Origin of the sequence: Streptomyces vulcanius (assembly GCF_042653945.1) — a bacterium.
Taxonomy (GTDB): domain Bacteria; phylum Actinomycetota; class Actinomycetes; order Streptomycetales; family Streptomycetaceae; genus Streptomyces; species Streptomyces mangrovi.
In genome coordinates this window covers 38,912-58,220 of the sequence record NZ_JBHSFK010000017.1, presented here as the reverse complement: position 1 = coordinate 58,220, position 19,309 = coordinate 38,912, and the positions used below count along the sequence as shown (strand labels likewise).

At 73.0% G+C, this 19,309-nt stretch carries 10 protein-coding genes and 1 pseudogene; 4 read left to right on the top strand and 7 right to left on the bottom strand.

Annotated elements, in window-relative coordinates; all coding sequences use genetic code 11:
- Positions 1 to 57: 57 nt before the first annotated feature.
- Both ACFPIH_RS25465 and ACFPIH_RS25460 read right to left on the bottom strand, forming a co-directional pair.
- Positions 58 to 447, bottom strand: a complete 390-nt coding sequence (locus ACFPIH_RS25465; RefSeq protein ID WP_381167148.1) for a cold-shock protein — start codon at positions 445 to 447, stop codon at positions 58 to 60.
- 88 nt (positions 448 to 535) lie between these two features.
- Complete coding sequence (locus ACFPIH_RS25460) at positions 536 to 1,399, bottom strand: LysR family transcriptional regulator (protein ID WP_381167146.1); 864 nt, start codon at positions 1,397 to 1,399, stop codon at positions 536 to 538.
- Positions 1,400 to 1,467: 68 nt separating this feature from the next.
- Here ACFPIH_RS25460 and ACFPIH_RS25455 point away from each other — a divergent pair, with 68 nt between their 5' ends.
- Positions 1,468 to 2,331, top strand: coding sequence for an EamA family transporter (locus ACFPIH_RS25455; RefSeq protein ID WP_381167144.1), 864 nt, complete (start codon positions 1,468 to 1,470; stop codon positions 2,329 to 2,331).
- Between the two features lie 6 nt (positions 2,332 to 2,337).
- Here ACFPIH_RS25455 and ACFPIH_RS25450 read toward each other — a convergent pair whose 3' ends face one another.
- Positions 2,338 to 2,733, bottom strand: coding sequence for a DUF5997 family protein (locus ACFPIH_RS25450; protein ID WP_381167143.1), 396 nt, complete (start codon positions 2,731 to 2,733; stop codon positions 2,338 to 2,340).
- A gap of 58 nt (positions 2,734 to 2,791) precedes the next feature.
- Here ACFPIH_RS25450 and ACFPIH_RS25445 point away from each other — a divergent pair, with 58 nt between their 5' ends.
- The gene (locus ACFPIH_RS25445; RefSeq protein ID WP_381167141.1) at positions 2,792 to 3,547 is read left to right on the top strand and encodes a LysR family substrate-binding domain-containing protein; all 756 of its coding nucleotides are present in this window, start codon (positions 2,792 to 2,794) and stop codon (positions 3,545 to 3,547) included.
- Positions 3,548 to 3,552: 5 nt separating this feature from the next.
- Here the strand turns inward: ACFPIH_RS25445 and ACFPIH_RS25440 are convergent, their stop codons facing one another.
- Positions 3,553 to 6,339: a beta-L-arabinofuranosidase domain-containing protein gene (locus tag ACFPIH_RS25440; RefSeq protein WP_381167139.1), complete on the bottom strand. Its 2,787-nt coding sequence runs from the start codon at positions 6,337 to 6,339 to the stop codon at positions 3,553 to 3,555.
- A 281-nt stretch (positions 6,340 to 6,620) separates the two neighbouring features.
- Here ACFPIH_RS25440 and ACFPIH_RS25435 point away from each other — a divergent pair, with 281 nt between their 5' ends.
- Together ACFPIH_RS25435 and ACFPIH_RS25430 are read left to right on the top strand one after the other, a co-directional pair.
- Positions 6,621 to 15,398, top strand: coding sequence for an amino acid adenylation domain-containing protein (locus tag ACFPIH_RS25435; protein ID WP_381167137.1), 8,778 nt, complete (start codon positions 6,621 to 6,623; stop codon positions 15,396 to 15,398).
- Between the two features lie 189 nt (positions 15,399 to 15,587).
- Positions 15,588 to 16,646, top strand: coding sequence for a lactonase family protein (locus ACFPIH_RS25430; RefSeq protein WP_381167135.1), 1,059 nt, complete (start codon positions 15,588 to 15,590; stop codon positions 16,644 to 16,646).
- 138 nt (positions 16,647 to 16,784) lie between these two features.
- On the opposite strand, the gene ACFPIH_RS25425 is transcribed toward ACFPIH_RS25430, so the two are convergent.
- From ACFPIH_RS25425 to ACFPIH_RS25415, 3 genes and pseudogenes are all read right to left on the bottom strand, one after another.
- Complete coding sequence (locus tag ACFPIH_RS25425) at positions 16,785 to 17,708, bottom strand: sirohydrochlorin chelatase (protein WP_381167133.1); 924 nt, start codon at positions 17,706 to 17,708, stop codon at positions 16,785 to 16,787.
- 188 nt (positions 17,709 to 17,896) lie between these two features.
- Positions 17,897 to 18,907, bottom strand: coding sequence for an N-acetylglucosamine kinase (locus ACFPIH_RS25420; protein WP_381167131.1), 1,011 nt, complete (start codon positions 18,905 to 18,907; stop codon positions 17,897 to 17,899).
- Positions 18,904 to 19,281, bottom strand: a pseudogene (locus ACFPIH_RS25415) (uracil-DNA glycosylase); the annotation flags it as partial. The pseudogene ACFPIH_RS25415 and the gene ACFPIH_RS25420, both read right to left, overlap by 4 nt.
- Positions 19,282 to 19,309: the final 28 nt, after the last annotated feature.

The following is a 19,309-nucleotide window of genomic DNA, read 5'->3' as shown; positions in this document are numbered from 1 at the left end:
GACAACGGGGCCCCGGCCGGTGTCCGGCCGGGGCCCCGTCGCTGGAGCGGGGGCGTCTCAGCCCTCGACCCAGCCGTGGTTCTTCGCGAACTGCGAGAGCCCGGCGCGCACCTGGACGATCTGCTCCCCGGTGAGCGAGGGCGCCGCCGTCAGCAGGGCCTCCGTGACGTCCCGGACGAACTCCTCCGTGCTGAGCACATCGCACAGCACGTCGTCGTCGGCCGCGAGCGGCTTTCCGTCCGCGCCCCGCGCGAGCCGCACGCCGGACGCCTTCGGGCCGCGCTCGCCGTCCTCGATCTCGAACTCCACGACGATGCCCCGCCGCACCTGCGACTCCGGCATCAGCATGTCGTTGACGTGCAGGAAGACATCCTCCCCGCCGTCGTCGGGCGCGATGAACCCGTATCCGCGCTGGCTGTCGAAGCGCACCACACGACCAGCAACCATCCCAACCCCCAGCAACCTCGAAACACCCACTTCGGTGAACCTGCCCAGATCGTAGTCAAACCGACGGCCCCGGGCGACTCCCGGGGGGTCACGGTGTCCGGTACAGCTCCGTGAGCAGCTCCACCACGGCCTGTGTCGCGGGGTGCGGGTCGTCGCGCCACCACGCGAGACGGACCGCGACGGGCTCCGCGTCGCGCACCGGACGGTAGACGACACCGGGCCGCGGATACTGGTTGGCGGTCGACTCGGCGGTCATGCCGACCCCGCGGCCGGTGGCGATCACCGTCAGCCAGTCGTCGACGTCATGTGTGTCCTCCGTGGCCGGGCGGGCGTCCGGCGGCCACAGCTCGGGCGTGGTGGTGCCGGTACGGCGGTCGATCAGCAGGGTGCGTCCGCTGAGGTCGGCGAGCCGCACCGAGCGCCGCCGGGCCAGCGGATCGTCGGCGGCCAGGGCGCACAGCCGCCGCTCCAGGCCGACGATCGCCGAGTCGAACCGCCGGTCCGCCGGCGGCCTGCGCACCACCGCCATGTCGCAGGCGCCCTCGGCCAGCCCCGCGCTCGCGGAGTTGACGCGGACCAGCTGAAGCACGGTCTCCGGACGCCGGGCCGCCCACTGCCGCTGGAAGGCGAGGGTGTGCCGGCCCAGCGCCGACCAGGCGTAGCCGATCCGCAGCCGGGTGTGCCCGGAGGCGGCCTCGCGCACCAGCGCGTCCACCTCGCCGAGCACCCGACGCGCGTGCGCGGCCACCCGCAGCCCGGTCGCGGTCGGTGCCACCACCCGCGAGGTGCGCCGCAACAGCCTTACGCCCAGGGCCCGTTCGAGTGAGGCGAGGGTGCGGGAGACCGCCGCCTGGGACACTCCGAGCACGGCGGCGGCATCGGTGAAACCGCCCTCGTCGATGATCGCCACGAGGCACCGCAGCTGTCGTAGCTCCACGCCCGCACCATCCATGACACCAGCGTATAGATCCTCCCACGCATGCATTTTGCGCAAGGCCGTGACCGGCGGACCATCCGGGTATGTCCGCAGCTCCCGCAACCACCGTGGTCCCCGCACCGCACGCCCTCGGCATCGCCACCATGGCGGGCAGCGGTCTGTCCAACCAGACCGGCGCCGCGATCGGCTCCCTGGCCTTCCCCGTGCTCGGCCCCGCGGGCGTGGTCGCGGTGCGCCAGTACGTGGCCGCCGCCGTCCTGGTCGCCGTCGCCCGGCCGCGCCTGAGGTCCTTCACCCGGCACCAGTGGGTACCGGTCCTGCTGCTGGCCCTGGTCTTCGGGACGATGAACCTCTCCCTGTACACGGCCATCGACCGCGTCGGGCTCGGCCTCGCCGTCACCCTGGAGTTCCTCGGCCCGCTGGCCCTCGCCCTGGCCGCCGCCCGGCGCCGGATCGACGCCTGCTGCGCGGTGATCGCCACCGCGGGCGCCGTCACCCTGATGCGCCCCCAGCCCTCCACCGACTACCTCGGGATGGGCCTGGGCCTCCTGGCCGCGGTGTGCTGGGCGTCGTACATCCTGCTCAACCGCACCGTAGGCCGGCGCATACCCGGCGCCCAGGGCTCAGCGGCGGCGGCGACCGTCTCCGCGCTGGCGTTCCTGCCGGTCGGCGCGGTCCTGGTCCTGCGGCATCCGCCGACCGCCGAGGCCGTCGGGTACGCCGTCGTCGCCGGGGTGCTGTCCTCCGCCGTGCCCTACCTCGCCGACCTGGTCACCCTGCGGCATGTGCCCCCGGCCGCGTTCGGCCTGTTCATGAGCGTCAACCCGGTCCTCGCCGCGCTGGTCGGCCGGATCGCGCTCGGCCAGGAACTCGGGCTCGTCGACTGGTCGGCGATCACGGCGGTCGTCTGCGCGAACGCCCTCAGCATCCTCGCGCCCCGCCGCTGACCGGGCTCAGTCGTCCTCGGCGGCCGCGCGCTCCGCGTCACGCTTCTTGATCCGCTCGGCCTCCTTGCGGACCTCGGCCTGCGTGGCGCGCTCCTTCTCCAGCCACTCGGGCCGGGCGTCCTTGAGCTCCTGGATCTGCTCGGTGGTCAGCGCCTCCGTGACCCCGCCACGGGCCAGACCCGCGATGGACACACCCAGCTTCGCCGCGACCACCGGACGGGGGTGCGGGCCGGTCTCGCGCAGCACCCGCAGCCACTCGGGCGGGTTCGCCTGGAGCTCGTTCAGCTCGGCGCGCGAGACGACACCCTCCTGGAACTCGGCGGGCGTGGCGGGAAGGTACACACCCAGCTTCTTCGCCGCCGTGGCGGGCTTCATCGTCTGGGTGGTCTGCTGCGACTTCATGCGGCCCAGACTATCGGCCGTGGACGAATGGTCCGACCACAGCCGGTAGCCTGGCATGATGACCGACTCGGCGGACACCCCCTCGTTCCGGCTCGCGTACGTCCCCGGAGTGACCCCCGCCAAGTGGGTGCGGATCTGGGAGGAGCGCCTGCCCGGCACCCCTCTCGCCCTCCTCCAGGTGACCCCCGCCGAGGCCCTCGAGGTCCTGCGCGACGGCGCCGCCGACGCGGCCCTCGTACGCCTCCCGGTCGACCGTACGGCGTTCAGCGCGATCCCCCTCTACACCGAGGCGACCGTCGTCGTGGTCCCCAAGGACCATGTGATCACCGCGGCCGAGGAGATCACCCTGGACGACCTCGCCGACGAGGTGGTCATCCACCCCCTCGACGACGTCCTCGGCTGGGAGCAGCCGCCCGGCGAGCCCGCCTTCGAGCGCCCGGCCACCACGGCCGACGCCATCGAACTGGTCGCTGCGGACATCGGCGTCCTGGTCGTCCCGCAGTCCCTGGCCCGCCTCCACCACCGCCGTGACCTCACCTACCGCACGGTCGTCGACGCCCCCCAGTCCGGAGTGGCCCTGTCCTGGCCCGAGGGCGCGACCACCGACCTGGTCGAGGACTTCATCGGCATCGTCCGGGGCCGCACGGTCAACAGCACCCGGGGCCGTGCCCAGCAGCAGCCTCCGGCGGCGGAACGCAAGGGCGAGCGCAAGCCGCGCAAGAGCGCCGCGAGCAGTGGCGGTAAGGGCGGCGGCGGGAAGGCCGGCGGCGCCCGCCGGGGAACCGGCGGCGGCAAGCCCCGCCGCCGGTCGTAGGAATTTCAGGGCACGTACGTCGCCCCGCGCGCCGTGCTCACCACCGTCACCCCGTCCGCCTGTCCGAGCAGCCCCGCCGCCACCCACGCGTCCACCACGGTCCGCACGCGCGCGACGAGCGCCGTCTTCGAGGCGAACGGCGCGCCCGCCCACACCTCGTCGAGCAACGTCGTCCCGTCCGCCTTCGCGGGGTTGGCCACGCCGGAGTCACTGTTCCCGAACACCACCCGGGGCTCCACGCGCCGCACATACGCGTGCGTCGGATCCTCGGTGCCCTCGAAGAAGGGCGCGAACTCCGTGCCGTCGAGCGTGAAGTGCAACGGCTTGCCGCTCACCGGCGTGAAGGAGGGCAGCAGATCGCCGGAGAGGGCCGCGTTGCGGTAGAGCCCGAACTCCAGGTACGAGGTCGCGGAGTTGCGGCCGACGAGGTTGACCGGGCCGTGGAACAGGGTCTGCAGGGACGGGTCGTCGAGCGTCTTCTCGACCCGCAGCCGGAACGGCATGGCCACCCGGACGACGTCCCCTTCCCGCCAGGTCCGGGAGACCGTGAAGTAACTCCCCGGCGTCGGAGTCCCGCCCACCGCCCGCCCGTTGACCGTCACCCGGAACCCGGCCGTCGCCCAGGCCGGCACCCGCAGCCTGAGCGCGAAGGCGCCGGTACGCCCCCGCACCGTGAGCGTGGTGCCCTGCTCGCGCGGGAAGTCGGTGGTCTGGGTGACCGTGACCCCCTTCTCGGACCAGGTCAGCGTGGACGCGCTGAAGAGGTTCACGTGCAGCGAACCTCCGTCGGCCGCCTTGAAGTACACCGAGTCCTGGTACTTGGTGGCGCTCTCCATGCCGGTGCCCTCGCAGCAGGTGGTGCCCTGCTTGGGCGTGTAGTCGCGCACATGGCCGGGGGTGAGCCCGATGAAGTACGTGACGAGCGGCTTCTCCGCGTCGGCGGTGTCCTGCCTGGAGCCCAACACCTGGTTGAACAGGGCCCGTTCGTAGTAGTCCAGGTAGGCCGGGTCCTGCTCGTGGAAATACAGCGTCCGGCTCAGCTTCAGCATGTTGTAGGCGCAGCACGTCTCGGCGGTGGCCGTGCCGATCGTGCCCGCGATCACGTCCCGGGCCCTCCAGAACTCGGCCGTGCTGGTGCCGCCGATGCCGTACATGCGGTGCGGTACGACCATGTCCCAGAAGTTCCGGGCGGCGTTCAGGTAGCGCTCCTCGCCGGTCGCGTCGTACAGGCGCAGGTATCCGGTGAAGATCGGGATGTGCTGGTTGGCGTGCAGCCCGTCGAGGACGTCGGTGTTCGCGGCGCAGGCGTCGATCAGCGAGTTGAGGTCGAACAGACGGGCCAGCGCGAGGTGTTCGGCCTTGCCGCCGATCGCGTGGAGGTCGCAGACCGCCTCGACGATGCCGCCGAACTCGCCGCTGGAGAACAGGCCCCACATCCGCTGGAGCGTCGCCGCGGGCAGCTTCGACAGCCGGGAGTACATCCAGTCGCCCATCCCCGAGGCCAGGTCGAGGGCGCGGTCGTCGTCGGTGGCGAGATAGGCGTCCAGCAGGCCCCGCAGGATCTTGTGCGCGGTGTAGTAGGGCGCCCACACCTTGGTGTAGTCGCTGCCGGTCATCGACTCCAGCAGGATGAACTGGGTCTCCGGGTAGGCCGCCAGGAACCCGGGGTGACTGGGCCCGCCCCAGGTGCGGCGCAGGGTGGCGGTCAGACCGCGCCCCGAGGCGTCGGCGAGCGTGGACGCCGAGGTCTCGCTGAAGGAGTACGAGACGAGGTCACCCGTCGTCCGGGTGCTCTGCAGCGCCGCGACCTCGGCGGCGCCCAGCGCCCGTGACCACACGTCGAACCCGTCGAAGGCGCCCGCGAAGACGGGATCGGAGGCGTAGTTGGACCGGCCGAGCCAGTTGTTGGCGAGGGTGCCGAGCGCGGCCGGGGTGAGGGACATGGCGGTGTTGCCGGCCACGGCCGTGCCGTTGACGTACAGGGTGCCGGTGCCGCCCGCGATCGTCACCGCGAGGTGGCTCCACTGGTTCAGCGGCAGCGCGGCCGTGCCGTTGAGCCCCTGCTCGGCGCCCGCCCCGCCGGTGGTGATCGCGAACCGGGGCACCCCGCTCGCGTTGCGGGCGGTCAGGTACAGATACCGGCTGGTGTCGTTGCCGAAGTCGAAGACACGGGCCCAGTTGCCGTCGTGGGTGGGCCTCACCCAGGCGGCCAGGGTGACGGCCGAGGCGCCGCCGAGGACTCCGGCGGGCAGGTCGACGTACTGGTACGAGCCCCGGACGTTCTCCACGGCCGTCCCGGACCTCCCCGCGACGCTCAGCACGGCCGGATCCTGCCGCAGCGCGGCGCGGACCTCGGTGAGCGCGCCGACCATCGTGGCGATCCGGTCCGCGAACACCTGCTCCCCGGTGGACGCGTACGCCTGGGAGAGCATGGTGAGGAAGTGGCCGGTGTAGTGGCCGCGCAGATTGCCGTTGGCCTCGCCGTCGAGGCCCTCCCAGCCGCCGGGCGCGACCGCGCCGAGCGTGGCGAGCCCGGCGTTGGCCCGGAAGACCTGGAGCAGCCTGTTCACGTCGTAGCCGCGGGCGTGGTCGAGCATCAACTTCCGCTTGTCGGCGAAGATTCCGGAGCCGAGCGCGACGTCCCTGAGCGGGAAGGGCAGCAGCGTCCAGGAGGCCGGCGGCGGCAGCGTGGCCGCGAGGGCCTTCGGTGCCGTCGCCGCGCCGGCCCCCGGCACGGCGGCGGCCAGGATCGCGCTCTGGAGAAGGGTCCGTCTGCTGAGGGGCGGTGCCATGTGCTGCTCCTCCGGTCCACAAAGGGGTGTTCGATACAGGCCGTTCAAGGCGTTCGGTATTGCGAACGGTGTGCGGATGATCGACCAGACGCTAGAAGGGGGACGGCGGAGCGTCAACGGGTCCGACAAAAAACGGAAGTTGCGCGCGGCGCGCGGTCTCGATCTTCCTGTTGGTCTGTCATTCACCGTTCCTCGCAGGTGAGTTCACATGGGACAGGGAGTCTCCGGTGGCGCTTGCGAGCCTCGCTCCGCCCACCACGTCCCGAACCGAGGAAACCACCATGCTCGTCCCCCTGACCCCTGTCCCGGCGCCCTCGCCCGGTTCCGACGACCCACCGGCCGACCTCGGAGTGCTGGCGGCCGTCGCCCGGCACGCGCACGGCCGTCCCGACGACTTGGCACTCACCGACGGTAGGCAGGAGATCTCGTACGGGCGGCTGCACGCACTGGTCCGCGGCTGTGCCGAGGAACTGCGGCGGGCGGGTGTCCGGCCGGGCGACCACGTCGGTCTGTGCGCGCGGCGTGCCCCGGCCACCGTGGTGGCCATGCTGGGGCTGCTGCGGATCGGCGCCGCGTTCGTACCGCTCGACCCGGCCGACCCGGCCGAGCGGCTGCGGTCGATCGCCGAGCGCGCCGGGGTCGGCGCGGTCGTCTCTCCCGCCGGCTGGGCGGCGGAGTTCGAGCGGGCGGGGCTGCGTGTGCTGCCGCTCTTACCACCGCCCGGCACATTTACCCCGGAGCCGGGGGACGACGACGGGCCGGTCGCCGGGGCGGACCCCGGTCCGGACGGTCTCGCCTACATCAGCCACACCTCGGGAAGCACCGGACAGCCCAAGGGCGTGGCGATCCCCCGGCGCGCGCTGGACCACTTCTACCGTGAGATCGCCGCCGGGTACGGTCTGTCGCTCGCCGACCGGGTGCTCCTGTTCTCCTCGATCTCCTTCGACGGCAGCATCGAGGAGATCTTCCCGCCGCTCTACGCGGGCGCCACCGTCGTCATGCGGAGCGAGGGGGCGCTCTCCTCCCCCGGCGAGTTCCTCGACCGGTGCGGTGAACTGGGTCTCACCGTCCTGCACATACCGACCGCCTACTGGCACGAGGTCGTCGACGCCATGGTCCACGACGGACTGCGGTTGCCCGGCTCGGCCCGCATCGTCAGTGTCGGCGGCGAGGCGATCCGGCAGGACCGCGTCGCCGACTGGCGGCGGCTGCACACCGGCTCCCCGGTACGGCTCGTCAACGTCTACGGTCCGACCGAGACCACCGTCGTCTCGACCTGGGGCGACCTGGCCGGACCGCTCGCCGTGGCAGGACCCGTGGACGCACCGGCGACGATCGGCCAACCGCTGCCGGGCGTACGGATCCGGATCGTCGGAAGCGACGGCCCTGTCGCCCCCGGGGAGGAGGGGGAGCTACACATCGGCGGCCCGACCGTGGCCGCCGGGTACGTGAACCTGCCCGAGCTGACCGCCGAGCGGTTCACCACCGGCCCGGACGGCATCCGTTACTACCGCACCGGCGACCGGGTGCGGCAGCTGCCCGACGGCAACCTCGCCTACCTGGGCCGGATGGACCGGCAGATCAAGGTGCGCGGCTTCCGGGTCGAGCCCACCGAGGTCGAGCGGGTACTCCTCGCGGACTCCCGGGTCCGGGACGCCGTCGTCCACTACGACGCCGCACGGGCCACGCTCGTCGGCTACCTGCTGTCCGCCGGCGAAACCCCGGCCGGTCCGGCCGCGCTGACCGATTCGGACCTGGCCGAGCTGACCTCGAGACTCGCGGACGCTCTGCCCGCCCATGCGGTCCCGTCCCGGCTCGTGCCGGTCGAGACGTTCCCCATCAACTCGCGTGGAAAGGTGGACGCCGAGGCGCTTGCCGCGCTGCCCCTTCCGCCGGCCGGCGGCGCATCCGGCCCCCGGGCGCCGGAGGCCCCGAGCGGCACCGGAAGAACCCTCGCGAACCTGATCTCCGAGGTACTGGGAGTGGAGCCGCCCGGCACGGCCGACTCCGTGTTCCAGCTCGGCGCCAACTCACTGACCGCGATCCGTCTCGCCGCCAGGATCGAACGCACGTTCCGCGTCCGGTTCACGCTCACGGACCTGTACACGAACCCCACGGTGGCGGCGCTGTCCGCACTCCTGCCGGAGGCCGAGCCGAACACCGCCCCGGACCTGCGGGAGCCCACCGGTGGCACCGCCCCGGATCCGCGGGAGTCCACCCCCGGCACCAGCCCCGAACGGCAGGGGTCCGCGCCCGGAACCGACCTGGACCAGGGGGAGTCCGTACCCTGCCCCGCGGCCGACGACCGGCTGCCGCTCACGCCGTTCCAGCAGGACGCCTGGCTCGCCGAACAACTGCACCCCGGTACACCCATGCACACCCTCGGGCTGCGCTACCGCGTCACCGGCCCCGTGGACCCCGCCGCCGTCATCGCCGCACTGCGGCAACTCGCCGAGCGCCACGAAGCGCTGCGCGCCGTCTTCGACCAGACGGACGAGCGACCGCTGATGGTCTTCGGCCAAAGGACGCCGGACATCGATGTCGAGGTCCACGACCTGAGGGAACTCCCCGCCGCCCGACGCGAGACCCGGCGCGGCGAACTCGCCGCCGCCCGCGGCCGTACCGTGCTGGACCTCGCCACCGGCCCGCTGCTTGCGGCCAGCCTGCTGCGGCTGGACGACGACGACTGGGAACTCGTCGTCGCCGTCCACCACCTGGTCTTCGACGGCTGGTCCGCCGCCGTCCTCGCCGACGACCTCGCGCACCTCCTGGACGGCGCCAGGCCCGCCCCCGCCGACCGCTTCTCCCCGCATCTGCGCCGGGCACGGCGGTCCGCCACGGACCCTGCCCGGCGGGCCGCCCTGCTGAGCCACTGGACCAACCGGCTCGACGGGATCGACCCGGATGTGGAGATCCCGGCCGACCGGCCCCGCCCGGCCGTGCGCTCCTTCTCCGGCGGCAAGATCGAACACCGCCTGGACCCCGCGCTGCTGACCCGCGTCGACGAAGCGGCCCGCGCGTCCGGGACCACGACGCACACCTTCGTCCTCGCCGCCCTCCAGACCCTCGTCGCCCGGCTGACCGGCCGCACCGACATCACCGTGCTCGCACCGGTCGCGCACCGCGACGCCCCGGACTCCGAGCGCGGCGTGGGCCCCTACATCAACATCCTTCCGCTGCGCACCGACCTCTCCGGTGACCCCGACTTCCGCACGGCGCTGCGTCGCGCGACCGAGACGGTCGTGGACGCGCTCAGCCACCCCGACCAGTCGCTCTCCGAGCTGGTCCGCGCCCTGCCGGTGACCCCGCGCGCGGACCGCGGGCCGCTCACCCAGGTGATGCTGATCGTCGTCAACACACCCGCCCCGGTGGCCCGGCACGGCGCCATGACCGTGGAACACCTCGGGGACACCTTCCAGGGAACCACGAAACTCGACCTCACCGTCATGCTGGACTTCCCGGCCGGGGGGCCGGTGCTGTCGCTGGAGTACGCCACCGAACTGTTCGACCGCAGCAGTGCGCAGCGGCTGCTCGAGAACCTGCTGACGCTGCTGGCCGACGCGCTCGACGAACCCGCTGCGCCGATCAGCCGGCTGACACTGCTGTCACCGGAACGGCGCCGGGAGGTGCTGGCCGCGGGCCACGTGGCGACCGCCCCGGCGGACGCGTCGCAGGACTCTTCGGCCGCGCCCGGACAGGGCGGCGTGCACACCCTGTTCGAGGAGCACGCCCGCCGCACTCCGGACGCACCCGCGGTCACCCGGGGCGGCGGCCCGCACTGGAGCTACGCCCGGCTGGACCAGGAGGCCGACCGGCTGGCCCGTCGGCTGCGCGCCGCCGGAGTCGGCAACGGCGACCGGGTCGCGATCCATCTGCCGCAGGGCCCGACCGGGTACGCGGCGGTCCTCGCGGTCTGGAAGGCGGGCGCGGCGTACGTCCCGCTCGATCCGCGCCATCCGGCCGAGCGGCTGCGGCACATGTTCACCGACAGCGGTGCGTGTGCCCTGCTCACCGACGGACCGGGCGACCCTGCCGGGTTCACCGCACCGGACGGCGTCCCGGTCGTCGTCACCCATGAGGCCACCGATGTGGACACCGGCACACCGGGAACACCGGCCGCGCACCCGGTCACCGCCGCCGACCCCGCGTACGTCCTGTACACCTCGGGCACCACCGGCCTGCCCAAGGGGGTCGTCGTCTCGCACGGCAACCTTCACCACGCCGTCGCCATGTGGCGACAGGCGTACGGCCTGACGCCCGGCCTGTCCCATCTCCAGGCCGCCAACTCCTCGTTCGACGTGTTCGTCGGCGAGACCGTGAGGGCTCTCGCCACCGGGGGCCGGATCGTCGTCTGCCCGCACGAGACACTGCTCGACCCGGAAGCGCTGTACGGCCTGCTCCGTGCCGAGAAGGTCAACGTCGCCGAGCTGGTACCGACCGTGCTGCGCGGCCTCCTCGACCACGCCGGGACCCTGCCCGGAGCCGTGCTGCCCGACCTGCGGCTGCTCGCCGGCGGCGCCGAGAAGTGGTACGTCCACGAGTACCGTCGCGCCCTCGCCCTGGTCGGCCCCGGCGGACGGGTCGTCAACTCGTACGGCGTCACCGAGGCCACCGTCGACAACGCCTACTTCGAGGGGGACGTCAGCGGTGACCCGGACCGGGCGCCGCTGCCCATCGGCCGGCCGTACCCGGGCAACCGGCTGTACGTTCTCGACGCACACGGCCGCCCGTTGCCCTTCGGTGTCCCGGGCGAGCTGTGGATCGGCGGCCCCGGTGTGGCCACCGGCTACCACGACCGGCCCGCCCTCACCGACGAGCGCTTCCGCCCCGACCCGTTCCACCCGGTCCCCGGCAACCGGATGTACCGGACCGGTGACGGCGCGCGGCTGCGCGCCGACGGCGTGATGATGTTCCTCGGCCGCCTCGACGACCAGGTCAAGATCAACGGCCATCGCATCGAACTCGACGAGGTGGAAGCGGCGCTGGCCGCCCAGCCCGGCGTACGTGCGGCGGCGGTCGCGGTCCGCCCCGACACCCGGGGCATCTCCCGGCTGGTGGGGTACGCCGTCCCGGTCGACCCGGCGCAGCCGCCGACCGCGGAAGCCCTGCGCCGCGGGGTGCAGGAGATCCTTCCGCACTACGCGATACCCGCCAGGACGGTGATCCTCCCCGCGCTGCCGCTGAGCGCGAACGGCAAGGTGGACCGCAAGGCACTGCCGCAGCCGCCCGAACAGCCGGACAGCGCCACCAGGACCGAGCCGCGTACCGGCCTCGAGAAGGAACTCGCCGCCCTCTGGGCAGAGGTGCTGGGCCACCAGCGGATCGCGCTGAACGACGGGTTCTTCGACCTCGGCGGAGACTCCTTCGCCGCCCTGCGCCTGGTCCGCCTCGTCGAGCAGCGGTGCGGCGTACGGGTCGCGCTGCTGGACCTGTACCGCAACGCCACGGTCGAGCGGTTCGCCGAGCACATCGAAGAGCGCACCGGCGCCGCGAACCCCGAGGACCCGGCGCGGGCCGGGACACCGCGAGCCGGCGGCGAGGGGTCACTGCTCCAGCGGTTCACCCCGGACCGCGGACGTCCCGCGGCGGCCACCCTGGTGTGCATCCCCTACTCGGGCGGCCACGCGCTCGCCTTCGAGCCGGTCGCCAGGGCGCTGCCGGACCACTGGTCGCTGTACGCGCTCCAGAGCCCCGGCCGCGACTGGAGCCGTCCGGACGAGGAGGCCCTGCCGTTCGACGAACTGATAGACCGCTGCCTGGACGAGATGCGCGAACTGCCGGGCCCGCTCTACCTGTACGGACACTGCCACGGCTCGGCCATGACCCTCGAACTGGGGCTGCGGGCCGAGGCCGAGGGCCTTCCGCTCGCCGGTGTGGCGATCGGCGCGATGTTCCCGATGGCCCGGCTGCCCGGACGGTTCTTCGACTGGGTCTACCGGCACTTCCCGGTCGACCGGCTGGTGTCGGACCGCGCCATCCTGGAGGAGATCCGCGCGCTGGGCGGCGGGATGTCGGAATTCGACGACCCGGACGAGTACGCCTTCGCGATGCGCTCGGTACGTCACGACGAGCGCGGCTCCGAGCACTACTACGCCCGGACGCTCAGCCGGGGACGGGGCCAGGTGCTGAAGGCCCCGCTGCTGAGCGTCGTCGGCTCCAAGGACCGGGTCACCGAGCTCTACACCGAACGCTTCCGGGAGTGGCACCACTACGCGGACGACGTCGAACTGGCGGTGATCCCGAAGGCGGGGCACGGATTCCTCAAGCACCAGGCGGCGGAACTGGCGGCGGAGGTGGCCGCCTGGGCCGGGCGCACATCCGCACCATCGGATTCCCCGCCGGACCCCGGCTCACCCACGAGGGCTCCCGCGACGGCGGGGACTGTGGAGACGGCGGGGACGGCGCGGGCTTCCCGGACGCTGCCGCCCGTGACCGCCCTGCCGCAGCCGTCCGGACCCGAACCGAGCCTGGGCCGGTTCTCCGCCGTCGCGGCGGGTCAGTTCGTCTCGACCGTCGGCAGCGCGCTGAGCCAACTCGTCATGAGCCTGTGGGTGTACCAGCGGACCGGCCAGGTGACCTCCTTCGCGTTCGTCGCCGCGGTGTCGCTGCTGCCCGGTCTGCTGGTCGGACCCCTCGCCGGTGTGGTGGCCGACCGCTACGACCGCCGGAAGGTGATGCTGTCCAGCGACCTCGCCGCCGGACTCGCCGTGCTGGCGATGATCGCGCTGATCACCGGTGACCGGGTGAGCATGCCCTCCGTGTACCTCCTCTGCGGACTGACCTCCGTCGCCGGCGCCTTCCAACGGCCCGCGTACCTGGCGGCCGTGGCCCAGCTCGTACCGAAACCGTTCCTCGGACACGCGGGCGGCATCACCCAACTCGGCGCGGGAGCGGGCGCGTTGTTCGCGCCGATGCTCGGTGCGGGTCTGCTGAGCGTCGTCCCCCTGCCCGTCATCCTCATGATCGACGCGGCCACCTTCGGCGTGGCCGTGGCCACACTGCTCCTGGTCCGCTTCCCCGACCGGCTGTTCCGCCGTCGGGAGGAGCCCGTCAGCGCGGAGATGCTGAACGGCTGGCGCTACATCACCCGGCGGCCCGGACTGAAGTCCGTCCTCTGGTACTTCGTCGTCGACCACGCCCTGTACGCCGCCGGGTTCGCGCTGATCACCCCGCTGGTACTGATCGAGTACGACACCGCCACGCTCGGCGTGGTACTCAGCGGCGGCGGCCTCGGTTCCCTGCTCGGCGCCCTCGCCATGAGCGTGTGGGGCGGTACCCGACGCCGTACCGACGGAATGATCATTTTCATGGGGGTCAACAACCTCGGCCTGCTCGTGATCGGGCTGGCCGGCCGCCCCTGGATGCTGGTCGTGGGCATGTTCTGCATGGCGTTCACCGAGTCCCTCATCGACGGTCACTGGATCGCGCTGCTCCAGCGGAAGGTCGGCCTGGAGCTCCAGGGCCGGGTGTTGGCCATCTACATCACCGTCGTCACGGCCACCCTGCCGCTGGGCTACCTGGTCGTCGGGCCGCTGGCCGACCATGTCTTCCGTCCGATGCTCATGCCGGACGGTGCGCTGGCCGGCTCCTTCGGAACCGTGCTGGGCACGGGCCCCGGCCGCGGTCTCGCCCTGGTCATCGTCGCCAGCGGCCTGCTGCTCATGCTCTGGACCGTCCGGGCCTGGTTCAACCGCAGGCTGCGCTTCGTCGAGGACGTCCTGCCGGACGCGATCCCGGACGCGGAGACCGAGGACCGTGACACCGAACAACGGCGCGCGGACGAAAGGCTGCTGCGCGCGGCGGGCGGCTCCCCGTCGATCGGAACGACCGTCACCGCGCCGACGGCGGAGGAGGAGTGGCTCGACACCTGGCGCACGGTGTACGACACCTCGTACGCCGGCTCCTGGGACGCGATGGGGGAGGACTTCACCGGCTGGGACAGCAGCTATGACGGCACGGCCATCCCGGTCGCTGAGATGCGGGAGTGGCGGGACGCCACCGTCGACCGCATCCTGCAGACCCGCCCGCGCAGGGTCCTCGAGATCGGCGTCGGCAGCGGGGTGTTCATGGCGTCCGTCGCCCCGCAGTGCGAGCAGTACGTGGGCACCGACCTCTCGCCGGTCGCCGTCGAGACCCTCGACAGGCAACTCGAAGCGCACCCCGCACTCCGGCAGCGGGTGGAACTGCGAGCCCAGCCCGCCCATGTCACCGACGGGCTGCCGGAGGGCCACTTCGACATCGTGGTGATCAACTCGGTGGTCCAGTACTTCCCGAGTGGCGACTACCTGACCGGGGTGCTGACGGGCGTGCTACGCCTGCTGGCGCCCGGCGGACGGGTCTTCCTCGGCGACGTTCGCAACCTGCGGCTCCAGGAATGCCTCACCGGCGCGGTGCAGCGGCGGCGAGCACCCGCCGGAACGGACCCGGCGACGCTGCGCGGGCTCGTCGGCCAGGCCATGGAGACGGAGAACGAACTGCTTCTGGATCCGGCGTACTTCACGGCTTTCGCCGAGCGGTCCGACGCGGTGGTCGCCGTCGATGTGCGCACGAAGCGGGGCGCGGCCCACAACGAGCTGAGCCGGTACCGCTACGACGTGCTGCTGTCCACGTCCCCGGCCGAGGTCGTCGCCATGGACTCCGTGCCGACACTCGCCTGGGGTACGGAGGTGACGAGCCTGGACGACCTCGCGGAACGCCTCGCACACAACCTTCCGGTCCGCGTCACGGGCGTGCCCAACGCCCGCCTGCGGGAGGATCTCGACGCGCTGGACGAGCCGGCCGGCACCCTCACCGTCCGCACCGGCGGACCCAGGCCCCCGGCCTCGGATACGGCCCCCGACCCGGAGGAGTTCCACCAACTGGGCGACCGCCTCGGCCACTGGTCGGCCGCCACCTGGTCGCCGACCGACGACGACTGCCTGGACGTGGTGTTCGCACCGCGTGCCGACATCGAGGGACGGTGCGTCACGGGCCTCCTCGCCCCGGCACCGACGTCCCTGGCGCACCGTCCACTCACCAACACCCCCGGTGCCACGCCGGTTCCGGCAGAAGCCCGGTAGGGACCGGGCCGCCCGCCCGCCCCGACCGGCAGACAGGCCGGTCGGTCGGTCGGTCTCCGTGTGCTCGGCGAACACGCGGCCCAGGAAACCGGCGTGGGGAACGCGCCCGCACCTCCACCCTGGTCTAGACCGCCGCCGATCTGCTGCTACCGTCGCCCCCGACAGCGGCGACCCGGGAAGGGGAACAGCGTGGCAGACCTCGGCGGACGGACTCGACGGGCGTTCATCGGTTCGTTCACGGCGGCGGGCGGGCCCGGGATCGTGACGGCCGCCGTGGACCCCGAAAGCGGCGCGCTCACCGCCCTCAGCAGCGTGAACGGTGTCCCCGACCCCTCCTACCTGACCCTGTCCGCGCGCGGGGACACGCTCTACGCCGTCAGCGAGACGGCCGACGGCGCGGTCGCCGCGTACCGCGTCACCGGGGACGTACCGGAACCCGTCGGGGCGCCCGTGCCGGTCGACGGGAGCGGCCCCACCCACCTCGGCCTGTTCGACGGGCATGTGCTCACCGCCAACTACGGCTCCGGCAGCGTCACCGCCGTCCCCGTTCACACCGACGGCAGCCTCGCCAAGGCCGCCTCCGGCGTTCTGCGGCACACCGGCTCCGGCCCGCACGCCCGGCGCCAGCAGGGCCCGCACGCCCACCAGGTGCAGTCCGACCCGAGCGGGCGCTGGGCGGTCAGTGTGGACCTCGGGACGGACTCCTTGCGGGTGTGCGCCCTGGCGGACGGCAGCCCCGTACTGCACCGCGAACACGCGCTGCGGCCCGGCTCCGGCCCGCGCCACCTGGCCTTCCACCCCGGAGGCTCGTACGCGTACGTCGTCAACGAGCTCACCCCGACGGTCACCGTCTGCCGCTGGGACGCCCGCGAGGGTTCCCTGAAGCCCCTGGCCGAGGTCGCCGTGCTGTCCGGCGCGCCGGCCGGGGACGCCTACCCGTCGGGCATCGTCGTCGCACCCGACGGCCGTTTCGTGTGGACGGCGACGCGCGGCGAGGACGTCCTGTCCGTCTTCGCGGTGGAGGCGGAGGGGGAGGTGCTGCGGCTGGTCGGCACGGTTCCGTGCGCGGGTCACTGGCCCCGGGACCTCGCCGTCGCCGACTCCGGCCGTGTCCTCTACGTCGCGAACGAACGTTCCGGGGACGTCACCTGGTTCACCGTCGACCCGACGACCGGCCTGCCCCGGCCCACCGGCTCCATGCCCGTCCCGGCGGCCTCCTGCGTGGCTCTGGCCCGCCCCGTTCGCTGACAGCGCCACTCCCGCGCCGGGCCTCCCGCGCCACGCGTCGCACGCACTCCGTCCGGGGCCGCACGGCATACCGAAGGGCCCGTTCCTGGGGAAGCGGGCCCTTTGCGTGGTGCGGCGTCCTCCGTGGGGGGAGTTCGGTCAGCGGACCGGAGCGCCTTGTGACTGCTGCGGGGCGATGCCCAGCGCGGTCGTGTACTTGGCCAGCGCGAGCTTGCCGATCGCCGGGTAGGGGCCGAGCGCCTCGGCGGCGGAGCAGCCGGCTTCCTTGGCCGCCTCGTCGATCAGCGCGGCGTCGATCTCCGGGCCGATCAGGTACGGCGCCAGCGCCAGCTGCTGGGAGCCGGAGGAGCGCAACTGCTCGGCCACGGAGGCGATGGAGCCGTCCTGGTCGAGGGCCGCGGCCATCACCGGCACGGCGAGCCGCGCGGCGAGCAGCATGCCGGTGATCCCGGCGGCCTGCACGGCCTCGTCGCCGCCCACGGAGGCCAGGATGATGCCGTCCGCGGCCGTCGCCACGGTGAAGAGCCTGGCACGGTCCGCGCGGGCCAGCCCCGCCTCGGAGAGCCGTACGTGCAGCGCCTCGGCGAGCAGCGGGTGCGGGCCGAGCACATCGGTGAGGTCCGCGGCGATCCGGCTCTCCATGACGGCCTGGCGGACCTGGCGCAGCAGCGCGCTGTCCGGACCGGCCAGCAGGGGCACGACCACGGCCACCGGACCGTCGGGCCGCTTGACGTCCATACCGGCGGCGCGGGCGTGCTCGTAGCGGGCGCTGCGCTCGTCGGCGGCGTGCACGAGCACGGCCTGCAGCGTGGGGAACTCGGCGTCGTCCCCGTCCAGGTACCCGATGCGCGCGTCCAGGCCGGGGAGCTCGGAGCGGGCGATGCTCACGATCTCCTCGGCGAGGCCGCGGGTCGCGGCACTCGGCACACCCGGTACCGCGAGGACGAGCGAGGGCGCACCCTCGGGAGCCGCCAACGGCTCGGGTCGACGGTGCCGCCCGGGCTGGCGGGGGCGCGGCATTCGTACTGGCAGGCCGGACGCGGGCCCAGTGGGGGAGCTCATGGCGCCGCATGTTACTTGTTTCCTGGGCTCCCCTGTTCGGGGAGGGTGCAGGTGAGCGGATTCCGTCCGGTTTTGTCTGATGAGTTACGTACGGATCAGAAGTGATCAGCGTGTTTTTCGGGATTCTTGCCGCTGAAGCGAGTAATCCCTCTTTTGGGTAACGGTGTACGACTCGTTCCGTACGTTCCCTACGCTCCCCACACCGGCGGGGAGCCCACGACGGACAGCATCCCCTCGTCCCACGGCAAGGTGAGCATGTCCGTCGCCAGGTCGACGGCGAGCCGTACCGCGCCGTGCAGCGGATCGCCCTGGGCCGACACCCATCGCACATGCGGCAACCGCCGCGCCAACTCCTCCGACAGGGGGATGAGGAGCGGGTCCCCCAGGTTCGACAGGCCTCCGGTGAGGGCGAACGGCGGCTCGCCGCCGGTCGGACAGACGGCGACGGCCGCGTCGACCAGGTGCCCGGCAGCCGCACGCAGGATGTCCGAGGCCACCGCGTCCTGCTCCCGCTCCGCGCAGTCGGCCACCCGGGGCGCGAAGGAGGCGAGCACGGCCGCCCGGTCCGGGCGCGGGTAGAGCAGGCCCGGCAGCCCTGCCATCGGCCCGAACTCCTCCTCGGCGCGGGCCAGCAGCCGGACCGACCCCCCGCGCCGCCCGTCGTGGGCGCGCAGCGCGGCCTCAAGGCCCGCCCGCCCGATCCAGGCGCCGCTGCCGCAGTCGCCCAGCAGATGGCCCCAGCCGTCCGCCCGGCGCCACGCCGTGAGATCGGTGCCGACCGCGATCAGACCGGTGCCGGCGGAGACCACCGCGCCGGGGCGCGGACCGAGGGCGCCGGTGTACGCGGTGACGGCGTCGGCGGCGAGCGCGGTGGTCCGTACGCCGAACTCCCGCGCCAGGGCACCCGGGAGCTCCTCGCGCAGGGCGGCCCCCAGCGTGGCCAGCCCGGCCGCGCCCACCACGGCCGTGGCCGGCCGGGGCACTCCCGTCTCCGCGAGCAACGCCCGCACCATCGGCACCAGTTGGGACATCAGATGGTCGGGGTCGATGCCCCGCTCCCCGGTCCGCACCGGCACCCGCGAGTTCCGCTCGGCGAGCGCGCCACGCCCGGCGGTGCCCACCGCGACCCGCAGGCCGGAGCCGCCGGAGTCCACGGCGAGGATGCCATGGGCGCGCTCCTGACCCGCGGGGACGCTCACGGCAGACGCCAGTCCACCGGCTGGCCGCCCTGCCGGACCAGAAGGTCGTTGGCCCTGCTGAACGGCCGCGAGCCGAAGAAGCCGCGGTCGGCCGGCATGGGGGAGGGAAGCGCGGACCCCGCCGAGGACAGGTCCCCCGGCAGCGGACGGAGATTGCGGGCGTCGCGGCCCCACAGGATGGACACCAGGGGCTGGAGAGCCCTGTTGAGCAGCAGCAGCACGCCCTGCTGCGTCCAGGGCGTCAGATCGCCGTTGGACGGCTGGGGCAGGCCCAGGCCGGTGTTCAGCTCCCGGTAGATGTTGATCAGGCTGCCGGGCAGCGGGCGGACGTCCGGCGCGACCGAGAGGGACAGTCCCACCGCGTGTGCGGGAGTTTTGAGATCCGGGTATCGGGGATGAGGA

Excerpts from the sequence above, each read along its gene's own strand:
- ACFPIH_RS25465 (WP_381167148.1), bottom strand. The coding sequence starts at position 447 with ATGGTTGCTGGTCGTGTGGTGCGCTTCGACAGCCAGCGCGGATACGGG.
- ACFPIH_RS25460 (WP_381167146.1), bottom strand. The coding sequence starts at position 1,399 with ATGGATGGTGCGGGCGTGGAGCTACGACAGCTGCGGTGCCTCGTGGCG.
- ACFPIH_RS25455 (WP_381167144.1), top strand. The coding sequence starts at position 1,468 with ATGTCCGCAGCTCCCGCAACCACCGTGGTCCCCGCACCGCACGCCCTC.
- ACFPIH_RS25450 (WP_381167143.1), bottom strand. The coding sequence starts at position 2,733 with ATGAAGTCGCAGCAGACCACCCAGACGATGAAGCCCGCCACGGCGGCG.
- ACFPIH_RS25445 (WP_381167141.1), top strand. The coding sequence starts at position 2,792 with ATGACCGACTCGGCGGACACCCCCTCGTTCCGGCTCGCGTACGTCCCC.
- ACFPIH_RS25440 (WP_381167139.1), bottom strand. The coding sequence starts at position 6,339 with ATGGCACCGCCCCTCAGCAGACGGACCCTTCTCCAGAGCGCGATCCTG.
- ACFPIH_RS25435 (WP_381167137.1), top strand. The coding sequence starts at position 6,621 with ATGCTCGTCCCCCTGACCCCTGTCCCGGCGCCCTCGCCCGGTTCCGAC.
- ACFPIH_RS25425 (WP_381167133.1), bottom strand. The coding sequence starts at position 17,708 with ATGAGCTCCCCCACTGGGCCCGCGTCCGGCCTGCCAGTACGAATGCCG.